This window comes from Streptomyces sp. NPDC058741, assembly GCF_042746715.1.
Taxonomy (GTDB): Bacteria; Actinomycetota; Actinomycetes; order Streptomycetales; family Streptomycetaceae; genus Streptomyces.
Map to the genome: position 1 here is coordinate 1 of NZ_JBHYQH010000011.1, position 20,755 is coordinate 20,755.

Consider the following 20,755-nt stretch of genomic DNA (forward strand, 5'->3'; position numbering starts at 1 on the left):
GCCGGCGGCACGGTGGGCCGCCGGCCGACGCAGTCCGTCCCCGTCGCGTTCCCGTCCCCGGGCGGCCGTCAGCCGCCCACGTACCAGCTGAAACCGCCGTTGTTGGCGGCGACGAGCAGCAGCACGAGCCACAGGACCACGTCGACGACGCCGAGGACGATGCCGGCCTTCGCCATGCCGTTCCCGGCGCCGCCCTGACGGCGGGCCACGGCGCCGAAGATGACGGCCAGCGGGCCCAGGACGATGTTCAGGAAGAACAGCCCGATGATGCCGCAGCACAGACTCGCGATCGCCAGGCCGTTGGCACGCGATCCGGACGCGGCGGAGGAGCTGCCGTAACTCGCCATGGTGGGCCTCCCAGTTGTCCACGGTGCGAACCCGACCGCCCGCACTCTTCTCACTTCTCGACTTGCTTCTTCGCATGCCCCCTCGCCGTCTTGCCATGTCCATGAATCCCGCGGCGTGGATTCCGCCCGTTCCGGGGCCGGCTGCCGGGGTCCACCCCGAGCAGGGGGACGCCGCCCGGCGCCCCGTAAAGTGCGTCGGTGTCGTCCCCCGAGCCCCGAGGTACCGAGCCGTGACCCGCGTACGCCCCGCCGACCCCGCCGCGCCGGCCGACGTGACCGTCGTCGGGATCGGGGCCGACGGCTGGGCGGGGCTCCCGGAGACTTCGCGCGCCGTGCTCCGGGACGCCGAGGTCCTGGTCGGCGGTCCGCGCCAGCTGGACCTGCTGCCCCCCGAGTGCGCCGGGGAGCGGATCGCCTGGCCCTCGCCGCTGCGCCCCGCGATCCCCGGCCTGTTCGCCGCGCACACCGGCCGCCGCATCGCCGTGCCGGCCAGCGGCGACCCCATGTTCCACGGCATCGGCCGGACCCTCACCGAGGTGCTCGGCCCCGTGCGCGTCCTGCCGCACCCGTCCTCCGTGTCGTACGCGTGCGCGCGGCTCGGCTGGCCCGTCGAGGACACCGAGGTCGTGACCCTGGTCGGCCGCCCGGCGGACCGGCTCGCCGCGGCCCTGCACGACGGCCGGCGCCTCCTGGTGCTCAGCGCCGGCGCGAGCACCCCCGCCGAGGTCGCCGCCCTGCTGCGCGACCGCGGGTTCGGCCCGAGCCGGATGCGGGTCCTGGAGCAGCTCGGCGGCCCCGGCGAGCACACCGCCGCCGCGGCCGCCGCCGACGACTGGCGGCACCCGCCCGGCGACCCCCTCAACCTCGTCGCCGTCGAGTGCCGCCGCGCCCCGGACGCCCCGCGCCTGGGCGCCGCGCCCGGGCTGCCGGACACGGCGTACGAGCACGACGGGCAGCTGACCAAACGGCACGTGCGGTCCGTCACGCTGGGCGTGCTCGCGCCCGCGCCCGGCGAACTGCTGTGGGACGTCGGCGGCGGCTCCGGCTCGATCGCCGTCGAGTGGATGCGCACGCACCCCTCCTGCCGTGCGGTGAGCGTGGAACGGGACCCGGTGCGCGCCGGGCGGATCGGGCGCAACGCCGCCCGCCTGGGCGTTCCGGGCCTGCGCGTCGTCACCGGGGCGGCGCCCGAAGCACTGGCCGGACTGCCGCGCCCCGACGCGGTGTTCATCGGCGGCGGCCTCACCGCGCCCGGGCTCCTCGACACCTGCTGGGCGGCGCTGCCCCCCGGCGGCCGCCTGGTCGCCAACACCGTCACGCTGGAGTCGGAGGCGGTGCTCGCCGACGCCTGCCGGCGCCGCGGCGGCGAGCTGGTGCGGCTCGCCGTGTCCCACGCGGTGCCCGTGGGCGGCTTCACCGGGTGGCGCCAGGCGATGCCGGTGACCCAGTGGGCCGTGCAGAAGGACGCGTAGCAAACCCTCACCCCCCTTTCCAGGAGCGATCAGATGACCGTGTACTTCATCGGGGCCGGCCCCGGTGCCGCCGACCTGATCACGGTGCGCGGCGCCCGGACGCTCGCCGCCTGCCGGGTCTGCCTGTACGCGGGCAGCCTGGTGCCGCGCGAGCTGCTGGCCGAGTGCCCGCCGGACGCCCGGCTGGTGGACACCGCGCAGCTCGACCTCGACCGGATCACCGCCGAACTGGTCCGCGCCCACGAGGAGGGCCACGACGTGGCCCGGCTGCACTCCGGCGACCCGTCCGTGTTCAGCGCCGTCGCCGAGCAGATGCGGCGCCTCGACGCGGCCGGGGTGCCGTACGAGGTGGTGCCGGGCGTGCCCGCCTTCGCCGCCGCCGCGGCCGCGCTGAAGCGGGAGCTGACGGTGCCGACCGTCGGCCAGACCGTCATCCTCACCCGGATCGCCCAGCAGGCCACCGCCATGCCGGAGGGCGAGGACCTCGCCACCCTCGGCCGCAGCGGCGCCCTCATCGTGCTGCACCTGGCCGCCCGGTACGTGGACCGCGTCGTCGAGGAGCTGCTCCCGCACTACGGCGCCGACTGCCCCGCCGCCGTCGTCGCCTACGCCTCCCGCCCCGAGGAGCTGGTCCTGCGCGGCACCCTCGACGAGATCGCCGGGCAGGTGAAGGAGGCCGGGGTGCTGCGCACGGCCGTCGTCATGGTCGGCCGGACGCTCGGCGCGGAGCAGTTCCGCGACAGCCACCTGTACTCGCCGGAGCGGGAACGGCACGTCTGCTGAGACTGCGGCCGGCAGCGGCACGTCTGCCGAGACGGCGGCCGGCAGCGGCACGTCTGCCGAGACGGCGGCCGGCAGCGGCACGTCTGCCGAGACGGCGGCCGGCGGCCGGGATCAGGCCGGGCCGCTGCGCGGACCCGCCACCCCGCTGCGCCCCACCACCGTCCCCGCCCGGTCGATGCAGAGGACGTCGACCGCGACCGGCGCCCCGCGCAGGACGGCCAGCGCCTCGTCGCGGGCCCTCGTCGCGACCAGGTCGCCCAGCGGGACCCCCGCCGCCCCGCACAGCTGGAGCGCGGCGAGCCCGGTGTTGGCGGCGGCCACCTCGGCGGCCAGTGCCTCGTCCGCCCCGCCCGCGCGGGCCAGTGAGGCCAGGAAGCCCTTGTCGACCTGGGAGCGGGACGAGTGCAGGTCCAGATGGCCCGCGGCCAGCTTGGACAGCTTGGCGAAACCCCCGCAGACGGTGAGGCGCCCCACCGGGTGGCGGCGCACGTACTTCAGCACCGCGCCCGCGAAGTCGCCCATGTCCAGCAGGGCGTCCTCGGGCAGCCCGTACTCGGCGACGACCGTCCTCTCCGACGTGGAGCCGGTGCACCCGGCCACGTGCGTACGGCCCGCCGCCCGCGCCACGTCCACGCCGCGCCGGATGGAGTCGATCCAGGCCGAGCAGGAGTAGGGGACGACGACGCCGGTCGTGCCCAGGATCGACAGCCCGCCCAGGATGCCCAGGCGGGGGTTCCAGGTGGAGCGGGCGATCTCCTCGCCGTGGTCGACCGAGACGGTGATCTCGACGTCACCGGTGCCGCCGTACCGCCCGGCGACCTCGGCGACGTGATCGCGCATCATCTGCCGCGGCACCGGGTTCACGGCCGGTTCGCCGACGGCCAGCGGCAGCCCCGGGCGGGTGACCGTGCCCACCCCCGGCCCCGCCCGGAACACGACCCCGGACCCGGCCGGCAGCCGCCGCACGGTCGCCCGGACCAGCGCGCCGTGCGTGACGTCCGGGTCGTCGCCGGCGTCCTTCACGATCCCCGCCATCGCCCCCGCGCCCGTCAGCTCCTCGGCCGCCAGCGCGAACGCCGGCGTCTGGCCCTTCGGCAGCGTGATCGTCACCGGGTCCGGAAACTCGCCGGTCAGCAGGGCGGTGTACGCGGCGGTCGTGGCCGCCGTCGCGCAGGCGCCGGTCGTCCAGCCCGGCCGCAGACCGGTGTGCTTGAGTTGGGCGCTGCGACCGCCCCTGGCCTCGCTCGTCATGACTCGCTCTTCGGAAGGGACCGGACTGCCGTGCACGTACTGATCCTCGGCGGGACCACGGAGGCCCGTCGCCTCGCCGAGCTCCTGGCGGCCGGGCCGCTGCCCGGAACGCGGGTCACGAACTCCCTGGCCGGGCGGGTCGCCGCGCCCCGGCTGCCGCCCGGCGAGGTACGGGTGGGCGGCTTCGGCGGGGCGGAGGGTCTTACCGCCTGGCTGCGCGCGCATGAGGTGGACGCGCTCATCGACGCCACCCACCCTTTCGCCGGGACCATCAGTTTCCACGCGGCGCGGGCCGCCGCCACCGCCCATGTTCCCCTGCTCGCCCTGCGCCGGCCCGGCTGGGTCCCGGAACCGGGCGACCGCTGGCACGAGACGGGCTCCCTGCGGGAAGCCGCCGGACTCCTGCCCGCCCTCGGCCGGCGGGTGTTCCTCACCACCGGCCGGATGGGCCTCGCCGCCTTCGCGGACGTACGCGACCGGTGGTTCCTCGTACGGTCCGTCGACCCGCCCGAGCCTCCCGCCCCTCCCCGCATGGAGGTCCTGCTCGACCGCGGCCCCTTCACCCTCGACGGCGAACGCGCACTGCTGCGCCGGCACCGCATCGACGTCGTGGTGACGAAGGACAGCGGCGGCACGGCCACCGCCCCGAAACTGACCGCGGCCCGCGAGGCGGGCCTGCCGGTGGTCGTGGTCCGCCGCCCACCGGCACCGCGGGAGGTACCGGCCGTGGCCACCGCCGCGGAGGCGGTGACATGGCTCGCGGGCCTGGGAAGTCCCGCCCCGCGCGGAACGGGGCCCGGCATCGGGTCACGGCCCGCTTGAGCCGTGACCGGGCCGACGGGCGGGGGCGTGACTCCGCCCGCAGGGCACTCCCCGCACGGCCCGCGAGTCCCTCACCCCCACGGACGCGGCGGCCGGGGGCCGCCCCGGCTCACTCCTCCGGGTACCGCCGAGGCGTCCAGACGATCTCCTCGCCGTCGCCGCGCCGTACCGCACGCGTCTGGGACGAGCCGACCAGCAGGATCGTGCGCATGTCGACCTCGGCCGGGTCGAGGGTGCCGAGCCGTACGATCCGGACCTGCTCGCCGGGGCCGCCGACGTCCCGGGCGACCACGACCGGGGTGTCCGGGTCCCGGTACTCCAGCAGCAGGTCGCGGGCCTTGCCCACCTGCCAGGTGCGGCTGCGGGAACCGGGGTTGTACAGGGCCAGCACCAGGTCCGCCGAGGCCGCCGCGCGCAGCCGCTCGGCGATGACCTCCCAGGGCTTGAGCCGGTCGGACAGGGAGAGGGTGGCGTAGTCGTGCCCGAGCGGCGCTCCGGCCCGGGCCGCAGCGGCGTTCGCGGCGGTCACACCGGGCAGGACCCGTACCGGGATGTCCGCGTACTCCGCCTCCGAGGCGACCTCCAGCACGGCCGTGGCCATCGCGAAGACGCCCGGGTCGCCCCCGGAGACGACGGCCACCCGCCGCCCCCGCCGCGCCAGTTGCAGCGCGAACTCGGCCCGCTCGGACTCCACCCGGTTGTCCGAGCCGTGCCGGAGCTGCCCGGGACGCACCGGCACCCGGTCCAGGTAGGTCGTGTAGCCGACGAGGTCGTCGGCGGCGGCGAGGGCGCCCCGCGACTCGGGCGTCAGCCACAGCGGTCCGGCCGGCCCGGTGCCGACCAGCACGACCTCGCCCCGCTCCCGCACCGGGGGCTCCGCGTCGACCTGGCTCGGCAGCACGGCGACCGAGAAGTACGGCACCGACTCCGGTTCCACGTCCGCCAGTCCGGCCAGCCGCTCCCCGCTCATGGTGGCCCGCTCGACGTACCGGGTCTCGCCCAGCCGGCCCGAACCCTCCAGCGCCCGGCGCACCTTGGGGAAGGTGCGCCCCAGCTTCATCACCACCGCCACGTCCGTCGCGGCGAGCCGGGCGGTCAGCTCCTCCTCCGGCAGCGTGCCCGGCAGGATCGTCAGCACCTCCTCGCCCTCGGCGAGCGGCGTGCCCAGCCGGGCCGCGGCGGCCGACACCGACGTGACCCCGGGGATCACCTCGGTGTCGTAGCGGTCCACGAGCCGCTTGTGCATGTGCATGTACGAGCCGTAGAACAGCGGGTCGCCCTCCGCGAGGACCGCGACCGTCCGCCCGGCGTCGAGATGCGCCCCGAGCCGCGCGGACGCCTCGGCGTAGAAGTCGTCCATGGCGCCCTGGTAGCCGCCGGGGTGGTCGGTGGTCTCGGTGGTGACCGGGTAGACCAGCTTCTCCTCGATGTGGTCGGCACGGATGTGCTGCGCCGCGATCGAGCGGGCGATGGACCGCCCGTGCCGGGCGCTGTGATACGCGATCACGTCCGCCGCGGCGATGACCTCGACGGCCCGTACGGTCATCAGGGACGGGTCGCCGGGGCCGAGCCCCACCCCGTACAGCTTGCCGCTCATTCTTCCTCGCTCGCGATCGCGTTGAGCGCGGCGGCGGCGATGGCGCTGCCCCCGCGACGGCCGCGGACGACCAGGTGCTCCAGGCCGGACGGGTGCGCGGCCAGGGCGTCCTTGGACTCGGCGGCCCCGATGAAACCGACCGGGACGCCGATGACGGCGGCCGGCCGGGGCGCCCCCTCCTCGATCATCTCCAGGAGCCGGAACAGGGCGGTGGGCGCGTTGCCCACGGCGACGACGGAGCCCTCCAGCCGGTCCCGCCACAGCTCCAGCGCGGCGGCGCTGCGCGTGGTGCCGAGCTTCGCCGCCAGCTCCGGGACCGACGGGTCGGACAGGGTGCACAGCACGTCGTTGCCCGCGGGCAGCCGCCTGCGCGTCACGCCGCTGGCCACCATCTGCACGTCGCAGAGGACGGGCGCACCCGCGCGCAGGGCCTCCCGGGCCCGGGCCACCACCGCGGGCGTGTAGGACAGGTCCCGTACCAGGTCGACCATGCCGCAGGCGTGGATCATCCGGACCGCGACCTGGCTGACGTCGGCGGGCAGGCCCCCGAGGTCCGACTCCGCGCGGATGGTGGCGAAGGACTGGCGGTAGATGGCCGCGCCGTCCTTCTCGTAGTCGTACGTGGTCACGGTGGTGTTCTCGCTGCTCTCGGTCGTCTTACGGCTCATGGGCTGATCGCCGCCAGGGCGGTGGCGAGGTGGGACGGGTGGTCCAGCGGTGCGGTGCGCGGCGGTCGCCGTGCGGTGACGGCGGACAGTTCGTACCCGCCGCCGGCCACGGCGACCACGTCGGCCCGGTCGCCCGCGGGGTGCCCGCAGCGGCGCTCGCATCCCGACCAGTACAGGGGGAGCGGGGACCGGCCCGCCGCCGCGAGGGCGCGTTCCGCGTCCGCCCGTACGTCGGCCCGGGACTTGGCGCATCCCGGCCGGCCGATGCACGCCCCGACCCGCAGCCAGGGCGAGGCGGGATCGGTGACGAGACCGGTGGCGGCGAGGCCGGCCAGGAGATCCGCGGCGTCGGCCTGCGGGGAGAGGGGCACGACCACCCCGCGCCACGGCGTCAGCCGCAGTTCGCCGTCGGCCGCCCGGGTCAGCTCCCGCCACTGCGGCGGCGTGAGACGGCCCAGCGGGACGTGGACGGACAGGGCGGATCCGGCGGCCCCCGGGGGCGGTCCCGCGCTGCTCTCGGCGGCCACCGAGGTCCCGGCCGCGCAGCCGACTCCCGCGGCGTCCAGCCGCCGCCGTACCGCCCGGGGCAACTCGCCGGGAGGCACGTCGAGTTCGTCCACCCGCCAGGCGCGGGAGCCGCTCTCGCGCACGAGGTCGAGGAACGCCTCCGCCGCCAGCACCGCGGCCCGCGCCGCGTCGCCGGCGGGGACGCGCAGCACCTCGCCGCCCGAGCCCAGCCCGAGCAGCGCGGCGCCGTCCGCCGCCGCCCGCACGGTCACGTCGGCGCCGAGCCCGGCCACGTCCCCGCGCCCGTCGTCGAGCGCGAACAGGAACCGCCCCGACAGCCCGGGAGCCGCCTGGCTCGCGCACAGCGCCGCGTCCAGGTCCGTCAGCCAGGGCCGCACCTCGCGCAGGCCCCGCCCGTCGAGCCCCGACAGCGGCGAGGCCACCACGTTGCGGACCCGCTCGTGCGTGTACGACGGCAGCAGACCGGCCGCGTCCAGCAGCCCGGCCAGTTCGCCGCCGCACGCCTGACGCAGCCCGCGCAGCTGCACGTTGCCGCGCGAGGTCAGATGCAGCTCGCCGTCGCCCAGCCGCCGCGCCGCGTCCGCGAGGACCTCGGCCTGGCGGACCGTCACCACACCGCCGGGCACGCGGACCCGGGCCAGGGCGCCGTCGTCCGCCGTGTGCAGCCGCAGCGTCCCCGGGCAGGCGTCGCCGCGCACCCGTGAGGCCACTGTGGCCTGGGGCGATGGACGAGGGGCAGCCGTGGACATGGCGGCGAGCATACCGACCATCACATCGGCTGTACGCTCTGCCCTTTTCCCGCGCCCCTTACTATGCTTCGGGCGGATCATCAGGTCCGTCACCACCGCCACACGGCGACCAGGGGAGGAAGCCCGGTGAGATTCCGGCGCGGTCCCGCCACTGTGAACCCGGCCACAGACCGGGCAAGTCAGGAACTCCCTTCCCCCGGCTCCCCCCTCCGCAGGAGCCAGGGACCCCACACCACCACCCGGGGCGCGGACACCCCGAGGAAGGCCGACGCCGCATGATCCTCCTGCTGTCGACGTCCGACACCGACCTGCTGAGCGCCCGTGCGGCCGACGGCCCGGTGCCCTACCGCTTCGCCAACCCGGCCCGCCTCCCGCTCGACGACCTGCCCGGTCTCCTCGACGGCGCCGACCTGGTCGTCGTCCGCCTCCTCGGCGGCATCCGCGCCTGGCAGGACGGACTCGACCTGCTCCTCGCCGACGGCCGCCCGGTGGTCGTGCTCACCGGCGAACAGGCCCCGGACGCCCAGCTGATGGCCGCCTCCACCGTCCCGGTCGGCATCGCCGCCGAGGCCCACGCCTACCTCGCCCACGGCGGCCCGGCCAACCTGGAGCAGCTCGCCCGCTTCCTGTCCGACACGGTCCTGCTGACCGGCCACGGCTTCGAGGCCCCGGCGCCGGCGCCGAGTTGGGGACCGCTGGAGCGCGCCTCCCGGGGCGGCGACGGCCCCACGGTCGCCGTCCTCTACTACCGCGCCCACCACATGAGCGGCAACACCGCGTTCGTGGCCGCCCTGTGCGACGCGATCGAGGACGCGGGCGGCCGGGCGCTGCCGCTGTACGTGGCGTCCCTGCGGGCCCCGGAGCCCGAGCTCGTCGAGGAGCTCCGGGCCGCCGACGCCATCGTCACGACCGTCCTGGCCGCCGGCGGCACCAAGCCGGCCCAGGCGTCCGCCGGCGGCGACGACGAGTCCTGGGACGCGGGCGCGCTCGCCGCCCTGGACGTGCCGATCCTGCAGGCCCTGTGCCTGACCGGCTCGCGCGCCGCCTGGGAGGAGAACGACGAGGGCGTCTCCCCGCTCGACGTGGCCACCCAGATCGCCGTCCCCGAGTTCGACGGCCGCCTCATCACCGTCCCGTTCTCCTTCAAGGAGATCGACGCCGACGGCCTGCCCGCCTACGTCCCCGACCCGGAGCGCGCCGCCCGCGTCGCCGGCATCGCCGTACGCCACGCCCGGCTGCGGCACATCCCGGCCGCCGACAAGCGCGTGGCCCTGGTGCTGTCCGCCTACCCGACCAAGCACTCCCGGATCGGCAACGCGGTCGGCCTGGACACCCCCGCCAGCGCGATCGCCCTGCTGCGCCGGCTCAGGGCGGAGGGGTACGTCTTCGACGACGTGCCGGGCATGGCCTCCGGCGACGGCGACGAGCTGATCCGCGCCCTCATCGAGGCCGGCGGCCACGACCAGGAGTGGCTCACCGAGGAGCAGCTCGCCCGCAACCCGGTCCGCATCCCGGCGGCCGACTACCGCCGCTGGTTCGCCACGCTCCCGAAGGAACTGCGCACGGCGGTCGAGGAGCACTGGGGCCCGGCGCCCGGCGAGATGTTCGTCGACCGCAGCCGCAACGCGGAGGGCGACATCGTCCTCGCCGCCCTGCGCTTCGGCAACCTGCTCGTCCTCATCCAGCCCCCGCGCGGCTTCGGCGAGAACCCGATCGCGATCTACCACGACCCGGACCTGCCGCCGTCCCACCACTACCTGGCCGCCTACCGCTGGATCGCGGCCCGTGCCGAGGACGGCGGCTTCGGCGCCGACGCGATGATCCACCTCGGCAAGCACGGCAACCTGGAGTGGCTGCCCGGCAAGAACGCCGGCCTGTCCGCCGCCTGCGGCCCCGACGCCGCCCTCGGCGACCTGCCGCTGATCTACCCGTTCCTGGTGAACGACCCGGGCGAGGGCACCCAGGCCAAGCGCCGTGTGCACGCCACCCTCGTCGACCACCTCGTGCCGCCCATGGCCCGCGCCGACTCCTACGGCGACATCGCGCGCCTGGAGCAGCTCCTCGACGAGTACGCGCAGATCTCCGCCATGGACCCGGCGAAGCTCCCGGCGATCCGCGCCCAGATCTGGACCCTGATCCAGGCCGCCCGGCTCGACCACGACCTGGGCCTGGAGGACCGCCCCGACGACGACGGCTTCGACGACTTCCTGCTGCACGTCGACGGCTGGCTCTGCGAGGTCAAGGACGCCCAGATCCGCGACGGCCTGCACGTCCTGGGCAACCCGCCCGCCGGCGCCGACCGCGTCAACCTCGTCCTCGCGATCCTGCGCGCCCGCCAGATCTGGGGCGGTACGACGGCCCTGCCCGGACTGCGCGAGGCGCTCGGCCTGGACGAGTCCGCCGCGACCCGCACCACCGCCGACGAGGCGGAGGAGAAGGCCCGCGCGCTGGTGCAGGCGATGGAGGACGCGGACTGGGACCCGGCCGCCGTCCCCGCCGTGGCGGCGGGTGTCCCCGCCGAGCGCGCCGAACAGGTCGCGGCCATCCTCCGGTTCGCGGCCCGCGAGGTCGTCCCGCGCCTGTCGGGGACCACCGGCGAACTCGACCACGCGGTGCACGCCCTGAACGGCGGCTTCGTCCCCGCCGGCCCGTCCGGCTCCCCGCTGCGCGGCCTGGTCAACGTGCTGCCGACCGGCCGCAACTTCTACTCCGTCGACCCCAAGGCCGTCCCCTCCCGGCTGGCCTGGGAGACCGGCCAGGCCCTCGCGGACTCCCTCCTGGAGCGCTACCGCACCGACCACGGCGCGTGGCCCACCTCCGTGGGCCTGTCGCTGTGGGGCACCAGCGCGATGCGCACGGCCGGCGACGACGTGGCCGAGGCGCTCGCCCTGCTGGGTGTCCGCCCCGTCTGGGACGACGCCTCCCGCCGCGTGACGGGCCTGGAGCCGATCCCGCACGAGGCGCTGGGCCGCCCCCGCATCGACGTGACGCTGCGCATCTCGGGCTTCTTCCGGGACGCCTTCCCGCACGTGATCGGCCTGCTCGACGACGCGGTCCGCCTCGCGGCCTCGCTGGAGGAGCCCGCCGAGGCCAACCACGTCCGGGCGCACGTGCAGGCGGACCTGGCCGCCCACGGCGACGAACGCCGCGCCACCACCCGCATCTTCGGCTCCCGCCCCGGCACCTACGGAGCCGGCCTGCTGCAGCTCATCGACTCCCGCGACTGGCGCACCGACGCCGACCTCGCCGAGGTCTACACGGTGTGGGGCGGCTACGCCTACGGCCGCGAACTCGACGGCCGCCCGGCCCGGGACGAGATGGAGACGGCGTACAAGCGGATCGCGGTCGCGGCGAAGAACACCGACACCCGCGAGCACGACATCGCCGACTCGGACGACTACTTCCAGTACCACGGCGGCATGGTCGCCACCGTCCGCGCCCTGCGCGGTACCGCCCCCGAGGCGTACATCGGCGACTCCACGCGCCCCGAGACGGTCCGCACCCGCACCCTCGTCGAGGAGACCTCCCGGGTCTTCCGCGCCCGGGTCGTCAACCCCAAGTGGATCGAGGCGATGCGCCGCCACGGCTACAAGGGCGCCTTCGAACTCGCCGCGACGGTGGACTACCTGTTCGGCTACGACGCCACGACCGGCGTGGTCGCCGACTGGATGTACGACAAGCTCACCGAGGCGTACGTCCTGGACCCGGCCAACCGGGAGTTCCTCCAGCAGGCCAACCCCTGGGCGCTGCACGGCATCGCCGAGCGGCTGCTGGAGGCGGAGTCGCGCGGCATGTGGGAGAAGCCGGACCCGGCGGTGCTGCAGGCGCTGCGGCAGGTGTACCTGGAGACGGAGGGCGACCTCGAGGGCGGCGACTGACACCCCGCCCTCCCCCACGGACCTCTCCTCGCCGCCCGCCCCCGGGCCGCGCCCCGGCCTCCCGGCGGTGCGAGCGGGACGTGACTCCATGGTCCTGGAGCTCCCTTCAACGGCCCCGGTTCTCCGGGGCCGTTCGCCTGCCTCCCGGTCCGCCGCATGCCCGTCAGCCGATGTACGGCAACAGGGCCGTCGCTCTCCGTTCTTCGACCCGCCCCGTCCGGATCCGGGGCGCGGTTGCCGGGGCGGTTTCCGGGTGCCGGGTCCGTCCCGTCAGCACGACTGCCGGGCACCCTCGTGGGGGGCCCGGCAGTCGTGGCCGGCGTCAGCCGCTGCGCGTCAGCTGCTGGGCATCAGCACGCTGTCGATGATGTAGACGTTGGCGTTGGCGGTCTTGACGTTGCCGCAGACGACCTTGGCGGAGTCGTTGACGGTGTACGACTCGCCGGAGCCGGACGTGGTGAGCTTCGACTTCTCCAGCGTCTCGAAGGAGCCGTTCTCCAGGTCCTTCGGCGCGAGCTTCTGGCCGACGACGTGGTACGTGAGGATCTTCGTCAGCTGCTCCTTGTCGTCGAGCACCTTGTCCAGCGTGGCCTTGGGGATCTTGGCGAAGGCGTCGTTGGTCGGGGCGAAGACGGTGATGTTCTCGGCGTTGTTGAGGGTGTCGACCAGGCCGGCCTTCTTCACCGCGGACACCAGCGTCGACAGGGCCGGGTTGTTGGAGGCGGCGGTGGCGACCGGGTCCTGGGCCATGCCGTCGAAGGAACCGGCACCGGTCTTGGGCACCGCCGAGCAGGCCTCACCGAACGGCTCGTCCGCCGAGGAGCCGCTCTCCGACCCGGCCATGCCGTCGTCCGACGTGGAGGCGGACGCCGACGCCTTCGACGAGGTCTCGGACGAGGCCGAGTCGCTGCCGCTGTCGGAGCAGGCGCTCAGTGCCAGCGGCAGGACGGCGGCGGCGGCCAGGGTGACGGCGGTACGGCGGATACGGGTGTTCATCTGTGGCTCCTGTTGGTGGAAACAGCTTCACTGGCAGCGCTTAAGCAGGAATTCCGAGCGCGGGAATCCGGTGTGGTTCCTCGTTCTCGGTCCCGTTCTCGGTCACGTGGGGAATCCGGTCCCGAAGCCCGGGCGGATTGGTCGTTCCCACGATCGGATGAATTCTTTTCAGGGACCCATCCGTGCCCCCCTCCGGCTACGGATCACAAGAAAAACCGCTGAGCAACGGCGCGCCGAGGCGCCTTCGCCCCCGCGGTCGCGCGCGATCGCCCCGCCCCGCGGAACGGCCGCGTCACGGCGGCGGCCCGGCGGTGCCGAACCTCCAGGAGACCGGACGAGAGGAGCCGCCCAGTGGCGGGCGCCCGCACCCCGAACGCACCACCGGACAGCACCGGCCACGCCAGCGGCGGCACGGACGACGGCCTGCTCGTGGTGCGCGCCGCGGAGGGCGACGAGGACGCCTTCGCCCTGCTCGTCCAGCGCCACGCCCCGGCGCTGATCCGGCTCGCCACGGGCCTGCTCGGCACCGCGAGCGAGGCGGAGGACGCCGTGCAGGAGGCCTTCCTCAGCGCCTGGCGGCGGCTGCCGGAGTTCCAGGGTCGCTCCTCCTTCGGCACCTGGATGTACCGGATCGTTACCAACCGCTGCCTGAACGTGCTGCGGGCGCGCAGACCCGTGACCCCGCTGGAGGCGGTGGGCGACGTGGCCGCGGCCGAGCACAGCACGTCCCCGGCCCGTATCACCGAGGCGAGGGACGCGGTCCGCGAACTGCGGGAGGCCCTCGGCCTGCTGTCGCCCGAGCAGCGTGCCTGCTGGGTGCTGCGGGAACTGGACGGCCGCCCCTACGGCTTCGTCGCGGACGCGGTCGGCATCAGCCAGGAGGCCGCCCGCGCCCGTGTCTTCCGCGCACGCCGTTGTCTGACACGAGCCCTGGGGGCCTGGCGATGAACGCCCGCACCGACCCGCCCGCCTTCGACCCCGGCGGCGACGACGAGCTCCTGCCGTGCGGACGGCTGCTGTCGCAGACCTGGGACGCCTGGGAGCAGCGCACCGACGACCCCCACGTCCGGTCCTGCCCCTCCTGCCGCCAGGCCGTGAGCGGACTGGACGCGCTGGAGTCCGCCGTGCGCGGCCTGCGGGAGACGGCCGGCTCCGCCGCCCACGACACCGAGTCGCTGACCCGGCGCGTCATGGACCTGGTGCGCCTCGAACTGCGCCCGGGCCGCCCCCTGCCCCTCGGCGACCCCGCGGAGGACCTGTGGATCACGGAGGCGGTCGCGGCCCGTACGGTGCTCGCGGCCGCCGAGACGGTCCCCGGGGTGCGGGCCGGCTCCTGCCGCCTGGTCCCCGTCGCGGCGGGCGAGGACGCCGGAGCCGCCCCGCCCAAAGCAGGGACCGGCGGCGCCGTCGTGATCCGGCTGGACGTCCACGCCCCGGCCGGCCTCTCCCTGCCGGACGTCGCCGCGCGGGTGCGTGAGCGGGTCCGGGAGGCCGTGGACCGGCAGCTGGGCATGCCCGTGGCGGCCGTGGACATCCGTGTCACCGACGTCGTCCCCGCCCCGGGCGACGCTGAGCAGGAAGGCCGTACGCCATGACCGCCCACCGCCCGAACACCCCGCCCCCGGCGCTCGCCGAGGAGGTCGCCCGGACCGTGGAGGCCGTGGCCGGGGTGGCCTTCCTGAAGCCGGGTCTGGCCGGACGGCTGCGCTCCGCGCTGTCCCGCCCGGCGGGGCAGCACCCCGCCCGGGAACGGCCCTCCGGTGTGCGGCTGACCGGCCCGGACGACGGCGGCTCCTGGCACATCGAGATAGACGTCGTCGTGGACCGCCGGGCGCGGGCCCTGGACGTGGCCCGTGCCGTCCGCGGCGCCGTCGGGACCCTGCTGGCCGCCCTCGTGCCCGACCGCCCGGCCCCACGCCTCACGGTGACGGTCACGGGCCGCGTCTGAACCCCGGGGGCGGCCAGGTACCTTCGGGCGGGTACCGGCAGACACGGAAGGGGGCCGACGGCTCGACCCCCGGGCCCTCGTACTGCGGGGTTTTCGGCCGTCTCCCTGACCGTTTCGGGCGACACATCCACCGATCCCCGGCACTCCGATAACATGTTCGAACTCGCGATGGGGTTCCCATCGCTTGGCGACCACCGAGCCATTCCGATGAAGCGGCCGACAGACCGACAGCTGGAGCATCGCGGGTGATTGCGCGAATAGGCGGCACGACCTCTTCGGCCGCGTGGCGTTCCTGGCGCGTGATGCTGTGGGCCACCGCGGGCGTGGTGGCGTGCGGTTTCCTCGTCGCCCTGGAGATCGCCGCCCGCCACTACGGAGAAGCGGGCCCGATCACCAACCAGGTGCAGGCCCTGGTCCTCGCCCCCAAGGCCGGTCCGCTGTACGGCGGTCTGGTGCTGATGATGGTGGTGCTCACCTGGCGGCAGCGGTTCATCGCGGCCGGTGCCGCGCTCGGAATCGACATCGTCCTGCTGCCGGTGCGATGGGCCCTCGACGTCCGGATGACCGACGGCCATCCCTTCGGCACCGGCGCGCTGTGGGTGATGCTCGGCACGGCGGTCCTCGCCCTCACACGCCGCACCGGCCGTGACCGCGCCCTGCTGCTGAAGGGCGTCGGGCTGGGCCTGTTGCTGGTCGCCGCGCGCAAGACGGGCGACACCTGGCTGCTCATCACCGCGAAGACGCATCCGACGGTGCTCGACCAGTACGTGGCCACCGCCGACCACGCGCTGGGCAATCCCTCGTGGCTGGCCGGCCGGATCGTCGAGGCCACGGACCCGTTCAGCACCCAGGTCCTCCAACTCGTCTACGCTCAGCTGGCGGTGGCCGCTGTCGTGGTCGCCTTCCACCAGCTGCGCGACGTGGCGGCCGAGGGCCGTTTCCCCAGGCACCACCTGGTGCGCACCTTCGTGGTGATAGGCCTGCTCGGGCCGGGCATCTACATGCTCTTCCCGGTCGTCGGACCGGTCTTCGCCTACGGCCCGGGCGCCTCCGGCACCGGCGGGCCCGAGTGGGCGGCGGCCAACCTGTGGCCGCACACCCCGCTACCGGTCGGCACCCCGCTCCCGATGCCGTACGACGGGATCACGCCCCGCAACTGCATGCCCAGTCTGCACACGGCGTGGGCCGTCGCGATCTACGTCCACACCCGCCGGGCCCCGCGCGCCCTGCGGTACGCGGGCACGTTCTGGCTGGTCGCCACCCTCGCGGCGACACTGGGTTTCGGCTACCACTACGGCGTGGACCTCATCGCGGGCGTGGTGTTCGCGCTCACCATCGAGGCCGCGCTGCGCGCGCACGCACACGGCTGGGACCGGCCGGACATCCGGCTGGTCGCCTACGGCACCGCGGTCTTCGCCGCGCTCCTGGTGGCGTACCGCCACCTGCCGACGGAGATGGCCGCCCGCCCGGAGCTGTCCGGGCCCCTGCTCGTCCTGGCGATGATCTCGGTGATCTACGGCTACGTGAGGACGACCGGACCGCGCGCCCGGACCCTGGACGACGACTCGGCCCCCACGGGAGGGCCGCGTCCGTCCCCGGCCGCGGCACGGTGAACACGGGCCGGTGACCGGCCCGGGGGTCAGGCCGCGGCCGACGTGCCCGGGGCGGCGAGCCCCGGTGCGCCCTCGGACGGCAGGGTCTCGTCCGGCCCGAAGTCGGGGGCCTGGAAGGGGTTCGTGGCCGGAGTGGGCGAGGCCGTGTGGGAGGAGCGGGGCTGCCCCTCCGGGGCGGAGAACGACGGCGTCAGGTCGATGAGAGGTCTCTCTTTCGTAGCGGCCCCACCGAAGGGGCCTGAAGGTGCCCTGGCCGGGCACAGCGCTTCTACAGCTTGGTCATCTTCGCGTACGGGCTCAGGATGCGCATCCGCGTCGATCCGAAGTCCACGAGTGCGGCGATCCCGTCCTCGATGCCGATGACCCGTCCGAGGCCGTACACGTCGTGTGTGACCTGGTCGCCCATGGCGAAGTGCTTGGGGGCCGGTGCGACGGGGGCCTTGAAGGGGCTGGTGGGCAGATGACGCTTCTGCGCCGCGGGTTTGGTCATGTCTCAGTATGCGCCTCTGAGTGACCCGCGTGATGTGGCTCTCGGCACAGATTCGGGCCGGCACCGCCGGGTCACCTCCCTGACCTGCGGTTTCGCGAACCGATGCGCGGAAAGTCGGTGCAGCACTGTGCCCGTTCCGGGCCGGCCGCCGCCCCCGACGGCGCCGCGGCCACGGCCCGTGCCCCCGGACTCAGCCGGCACCGGCGCCGGACCGGCCTGCCGCCTCACGGGCCGCACGGCGGTACTCGGCGTTGATGCGCTGCGCTTCCTCGAGCTGGTCCTCGAGGATGACGATGCGGCACGCGGCCTCGATCGGCGTCCCCTGGTCGACGAGTTCCCGGGCGCGCGCGGCGATCCGCAACTGGTAGCGCGAGTACCGGCGGTGCCCTCCCTCCGAGCGGAGGGGAGTGATCAGGCGAGCCTCCCCGATGGCTCGCAGGAAGGCCGGGGTGGTGCCGAGCATCTCGGCGGCCCGCCCCATGGTGTACGCGGGGTAGTCGTCGTCGTCCAGACGGTCATTCAGGGGGTTGTCCGATGTCATGTCACCTCGCTGTGAAACGCGTCGAGGGGCCCTGGTGCCGTACGGCACCAGGGCCCCGAAGGAAATTCAACACCATCCGTCGGCCCTACTGCCTGGCCGACCTTCTGTTTCCGCTACCCGGCCCGGCAGGGCGGAGCGGGGGATCGCAGCTGCGTGACCGGGGACCACCATCCAATCCGGGGTCTTGCGGTACCCGGGCCGAGTGTTCCTCGCTCCCGGGCGATCCTGATGGCGTCTGCTCCTCCGTTTCTTTCCGAACCAACCACTGAACGAACTGGTACTGCTGTGGGCGGCTCCACACCAGGCGAGCTGCCCTGACCTGCGTACTTCGTATCCGGCTACCCGCCCGTCCCGTCTCTGGCGGGTTTCGTTCGACCTTGTCTGCAAGACAGACAGTACCCCTGTCGCCAACAAAAGTCTACTGTCGCCGGAGTAGATTTCTCGGACCTCGTGCGGAAGGAACCCTGACGTGCCGGGACCTCGCCGGTCCTGTTTCCACCCCGGGGGCGGCCCAGGGGGCGGTGGGCCGAATAAGCTCTGCTGTCATGTCGAACCCTGATGAGCTGCTCGTCGCCATCTCCGCCGCTGTGGAGTCCGAGCGGAGCAATCAGATGTCGCTGACCGTGGTCGTCGGCGGTGCCGTCATCACCGGCCGGCTGGCTCCGGAGGCCGTGTGGAGGGAGCGGGTGGCGGAGGTGCTGAAGGACTCCGACCGGCTCGGCCCGTTCTCGGACGTCTTCGCCCGCGGCCCGCGCAGAGACCGCTCCGGCCGCGGTGAGGCGCCCACGCATCTGCACTTCCACCTCGCCCGCATCCTGCAGGGAAGCCTCGGCATCCCGGAGACGGGCGGCATGTACCGCGTGGCGATCGAGGACGTCAGCGCCTGGACGGTGGGGGACGTCAGCTACTCCGACCGCTGAGGAGCCGTCCCCGTCCCGTCACATGACGACGGGGGCCCTGCCGACGCGCGTCGGCAGGGCCCCCGTCGGGTCCCTGTGGGCGGTTTCCCGCCCGTTCTCAGCAGGCCGCTGTCACGGGCCGCCACGCGGCCCGGGGCGCACTCGTCCCGCCGCCGGGGCGGGGCCCGGACGAGGACGGCGGTCCGTCGAGGACCTCCCGCAGCCGGATCCGGTCCGTGTACGCGGAGCCGGCGCGCAGATCGGTGAGCCGGACGAGGGTCACCAGACCCGTGCGCTGGTCGTCCTCGTCGCACACGGTCAGGTACGCGACCCCGGCACCCGCCATGACGGCCAGAGCCACCTCGACGGTCATGTCGTCACCGACCCGGGGCCCGTGGTCCTCGACCACGGTCACGGGGGCCGGGCCCGGCGTGCGGTACTGCGTCCGCGTTGGCGTCAAGGGGGGTCTCCTTCGCAGGGGGATGGTCGGCTGGACGGCCGCCCGGAGGCAGCCGGGGGGACGACAGCCCTCAGGCGGCGGAGCCGTTCCCGGAACGCCGCTGCGCCCTGGGGTGCCCGCTCGCGCCGGCGGGCCGGCCCTGGCCGCTGCGGCCCCGGGCGCCCCGGCTGCCCCGGGACGGCGAAGAGGCCCGGCGGGGGCGCTCCGCGGCGGGCTCGGTGAGGACCACCGGGACGCCGGAGGGCGCCTGGGCGCCGGTGATGCGGCTCAGCTCCGCCTCGCCCGAGCGGACCGGGGTGACGGACGGGGTGATGCCGGCTGCGGCCATCAGCCGGGTCATGCCGCGGCGCTGGGCGGGGGTGACCAGGGTGACGACGCTGCCGGACTCCCCGGCGCGGGCGGTACGGCCGCCGCGGTGCAGGTAGTCCTTGTGGTCGGTGGGCGGGTCCACGTTGACGACCAGGTCGAGGCTGTCGACGTGGATGCCGCGGGCGGCCACGTTGGTGGCCACCAGGACGGTGACGTGACCGTCCTTGAACTGCGCCAGGGTCCGGGTGCGCTGCGGCTGCGAGCGGCCACCGTGCAGGGCGGCGGCGCGGACGCCGCTGCTCAGCAGGTGCTTGGTCAGCCGGTCCACGGCGTGCTTGGTGTCGAGGAACATGATGACCCGGCCGTCCCGGGCCGCGATCTCGGTGGTCGTGCGGTGCTTGTCCGTGTCGTGCACGTGCAGGACGTGGTGCTCCATCGTGTCGACGGCGCCGGCCGACGGGTCGACGGAGTGGACCACCGGGTCGGTCAGGTAGCGGCGCACCAGCAGGTCGACGTTGCGGTCCAGGGTGGCCGAGAACAGCAGCCGCTGCCCCTCGGGGCGCACCTGGTCGAGCAGGGCGGTGACCTGGGGCATGAAGCCCATGTCGGCCATCTGGTCGGCCTCGTCGAGCACCGTGACGGCGACGTCGTCGAGCCGGCAGTCACCCCGGTCGATGAGGTCCTTCAGCCGGCCGGGCGTCGCGACGACCACCTCGGTGCCCGCGCGCAGCGCGTGGGCCTGCCGGCCGATGGACATCCCGCCGACGACGGTGGCGAGCCGCAGCCGCACGGAGCGGGCGTACGGGGTGAGCGCGTCGGTGACCTGCTGGGCCAGCTCCCGGGTGGGGACGAGGACCAGGGCCAGCGGGCGGTGCGGCTCGGCGCGCTGGCCCGCCGTACGGGCCAGGACCGCGAGGCCGAAGGCCAGGGTCTTGCCCGATCCGGTGCGGCCGCGCCCGAGGACGTCACGCCCGGCCAGGGAGTTCGGCAGGGTCGCCGCCTGGATGGGGAACGGCACGGTCACGCCTTCGCGGCCGAGCGTGGCCAGCAGGGGCGCCGGCATCTCCAGGTCGGCGAACGACTCGGAGGCGGGCAGCGGGGGCGTGACGGTCTTCGGGAGCGCGAACTCCCCGCCGGCCGGGCGGCGGTTCGCGTACCCGCCGGAGCGGCGCGGGCCGTTGGAGCGGCCTGCGGCCGCGCCTCCGGTGGAGCCTCCGGTGGAGCGGTCGTACGAGCGATTGCTGCGTCCGCGAGGGGAACGTGTGCGGTTCATGGGGAACCTTCCTCGATGCAGGCACGTATCAAGGAATTTCCGCAGCAGAAAGAGCGGCGCAGGGAATCGCGAGAACGGGCCGGAAATGACAGGGTCGAATCACCCTGAGGACAAAGCGAGCTGGGGCCCGC

19 protein-coding genes and 1 riboswitch are annotated in these 20,755 nt (G+C 74.6%); of the genes, 9 read left to right on the top strand and 10 right to left on the bottom strand.

The genetic code is table 11. The features are described from left to right. Positions 1-68: 68 nt before the first annotated feature. On the bottom strand, positions 69-347 hold the full coding sequence (locus ACFW6P_RS11575) for a DUF4190 domain-containing protein (RefSeq protein WP_386352022.1): 279 nt from the start codon (positions 345-347) through the stop codon (positions 69-71). A 230-nt stretch (positions 348-577) separates the two neighbouring features. Here ACFW6P_RS11575 and cbiE point away from each other — a divergent pair, with 230 nt between their 5' ends. After that, positions 578-1,819 (top strand): precorrin-6y C5,15-methyltransferase (decarboxylating) subunit CbiE, encoded by a 1,242-nt coding sequence (gene cbiE / locus ACFW6P_RS11580; RefSeq protein ID WP_386352021.1) that lies wholly within the window; start codon positions 578-580, stop codon positions 1,817-1,819. Between the two features lie 33 nt (positions 1,820-1,852). Continuing rightward, complete coding sequence (gene cobM / locus ACFW6P_RS11585; protein WP_386352018.1) at positions 1,853-2,602, top strand: precorrin-4 C(11)-methyltransferase; 750 nt, start codon at positions 1,853-1,855, stop codon at positions 2,600-2,602. 111 nt (positions 2,603-2,713) lie between these two features. Here cobM and ACFW6P_RS11590 read toward each other — a convergent pair whose 3' ends face one another. After that, positions 2,714-3,853 carry a cobalt-precorrin-5B (C(1))-methyltransferase gene (locus ACFW6P_RS11590; RefSeq protein ID WP_386352015.1) on the bottom strand — a complete coding sequence of 380 codons (1,140 nt, stop codon included), beginning with the start codon at positions 3,851-3,853 and terminating at the stop codon, positions 2,714-2,716. Positions 3,854-3,883: 30 nt separating this feature from the next. Between ACFW6P_RS11590 and ACFW6P_RS11595 the strand changes: the two genes are divergently transcribed. Continuing rightward, positions 3,884-4,675: a cobalt-precorrin-6A reductase gene (locus tag ACFW6P_RS11595; RefSeq protein ID WP_386352012.1), complete on the top strand. Its 792-nt coding sequence runs from the start codon at positions 3,884-3,886 to the stop codon at positions 4,673-4,675. A gap of 109 nt (positions 4,676-4,784) precedes the next feature. Here ACFW6P_RS11595 and ACFW6P_RS11600 read toward each other — a convergent pair whose 3' ends face one another. The 3 genes from ACFW6P_RS11600 to cobG are packed head-to-tail and all read right to left on the bottom strand — an operon-like array spanning position 4,785 to position 8,229. Further along, positions 4,785-6,272, bottom strand: coding sequence for a precorrin-2 C(20)-methyltransferase (locus ACFW6P_RS11600; protein ID WP_386352009.1), 1,488 nt, complete (start codon positions 6,270-6,272; stop codon positions 4,785-4,787). Then, positions 6,269-6,940 carry a precorrin-8X methylmutase gene (locus ACFW6P_RS11605; protein WP_386423534.1) on the bottom strand — a complete coding sequence of 224 codons (672 nt, stop codon included), beginning with the start codon at positions 6,938-6,940 and terminating at the stop codon, positions 6,269-6,271. The genes ACFW6P_RS11600 and ACFW6P_RS11605 overlap by 4 nt, the downstream gene beginning before the upstream one ends. After that, entirely contained in the window at positions 6,937-8,229 is a 1,293-nt protein-coding gene (gene cobG / locus ACFW6P_RS11610) for a precorrin-3B synthase (RefSeq protein ID WP_386423604.1), read from the bottom strand. Before cobG ends, ACFW6P_RS11605 begins: the two co-directional genes overlap by 4 nt. Before the next feature lie 103 nt (positions 8,230-8,332). Next, a riboswitch (cobalamin riboswitch) is annotated at positions 8,333-8,406 on the top strand. 86 nt (positions 8,407-8,492) lie between these two features. On the opposite strand from cobG, the gene cobN reads away from it, so the two are divergent. Further along, positions 8,493-12,095, top strand: coding sequence for a cobaltochelatase subunit CobN (gene cobN / locus ACFW6P_RS11615; RefSeq protein ID WP_386423536.1), 3,603 nt, complete (start codon positions 8,493-8,495; stop codon positions 12,093-12,095). Between the two features lie 336 nt (positions 12,096-12,431). Here cobN and ACFW6P_RS11620 read toward each other — a convergent pair whose 3' ends face one another. Then, positions 12,432-13,091, bottom strand: coding sequence for a fasciclin domain-containing protein (locus ACFW6P_RS11620; RefSeq protein WP_386423538.1), 660 nt, complete (start codon positions 13,089-13,091; stop codon positions 12,432-12,434). Between the two features lie 351 nt (positions 13,092-13,442). Between ACFW6P_RS11620 and ACFW6P_RS11625 the strand changes: the two genes are divergently transcribed. The 4 genes from ACFW6P_RS11625 (at position 13,443) to ACFW6P_RS11640 (ending at position 16,652) form a co-directional block, all read left to right on the top strand. Then, positions 13,443-14,039 (top strand): RNA polymerase sigma factor, encoded by a 597-nt coding sequence (locus ACFW6P_RS11625; protein WP_386351998.1) that lies wholly within the window; start codon positions 13,443-13,445, stop codon positions 14,037-14,039. Continuing rightward, entirely contained in the window at positions 14,036-14,686 is a 651-nt protein-coding gene (locus ACFW6P_RS11630) for an Asp23/Gls24 family envelope stress response protein (protein WP_386351996.1), read from the top strand. The genes ACFW6P_RS11625 and ACFW6P_RS11630 overlap by 4 nt, the downstream gene beginning before the upstream one ends. Then, positions 14,683-15,039 carry a hypothetical protein gene (locus ACFW6P_RS11635; protein WP_386351993.1) on the top strand — a complete coding sequence of 119 codons (357 nt, stop codon included), beginning with the start codon at positions 14,683-14,685 and terminating at the stop codon, positions 15,037-15,039. The genes ACFW6P_RS11630 and ACFW6P_RS11635 overlap by 4 nt, the downstream gene beginning before the upstream one ends. Before the next feature lie 302 nt (positions 15,040-15,341). After that, positions 15,342-16,652 carry a phosphatase PAP2 family protein gene (locus tag ACFW6P_RS11640; RefSeq protein WP_386352036.1) on the top strand — a complete coding sequence of 437 codons (1,311 nt, stop codon included), beginning with the start codon at positions 15,342-15,344 and terminating at the stop codon, positions 16,650-16,652. 268 nt (positions 16,653-16,920) lie between these two features. Here ACFW6P_RS11640 and ACFW6P_RS11645 read toward each other — a convergent pair whose 3' ends face one another. Both ACFW6P_RS11645 and ACFW6P_RS11650 read right to left on the bottom strand, forming a co-directional pair. Beyond that, on the bottom strand, positions 16,921-17,142 hold the full coding sequence (locus ACFW6P_RS11645; protein WP_386351990.1) for a hypothetical protein: 222 nt from the start codon (positions 17,140-17,142) through the stop codon (positions 16,921-16,923). Between the two features lie 190 nt (positions 17,143-17,332). Then, positions 17,333-17,683, bottom strand: coding sequence for a MerR family transcriptional regulator (locus ACFW6P_RS11650; RefSeq protein ID WP_386351987.1), 351 nt, complete (start codon positions 17,681-17,683; stop codon positions 17,333-17,335). A 545-nt stretch (positions 17,684-18,228) separates the two neighbouring features. Between ACFW6P_RS11650 and ACFW6P_RS11655 the strand changes: the two genes are divergently transcribed. Further along, positions 18,229-18,603, top strand: a complete 375-nt coding sequence (locus ACFW6P_RS11655; protein ID WP_386351984.1) for a hypothetical protein — start codon at positions 18,229-18,231, stop codon at positions 18,601-18,603. A 97-nt stretch (positions 18,604-18,700) separates the two neighbouring features. On the opposite strand, the gene ACFW6P_RS11660 is transcribed toward ACFW6P_RS11655, so the two are convergent. Together ACFW6P_RS11660 and ACFW6P_RS11665 are read right to left on the bottom strand one after the other, a co-directional pair. Continuing rightward, the gene (locus tag ACFW6P_RS11660; protein ID WP_386351981.1) at positions 18,701-19,042 is read right to left on the bottom strand and encodes a CBS domain-containing protein; all 342 of its coding nucleotides are present in this window, start codon (positions 19,040-19,042) and stop codon (positions 18,701-18,703) included. A gap of 70 nt (positions 19,043-19,112) precedes the next feature. Further along, on the bottom strand, positions 19,113-20,624 hold the full coding sequence (locus ACFW6P_RS11665) for a DEAD/DEAH box helicase (RefSeq protein ID WP_386351978.1): 1,512 nt from the start codon (positions 20,622-20,624) through the stop codon (positions 19,113-19,115). Positions 20,625-20,755: the final 131 nt, after the last annotated feature.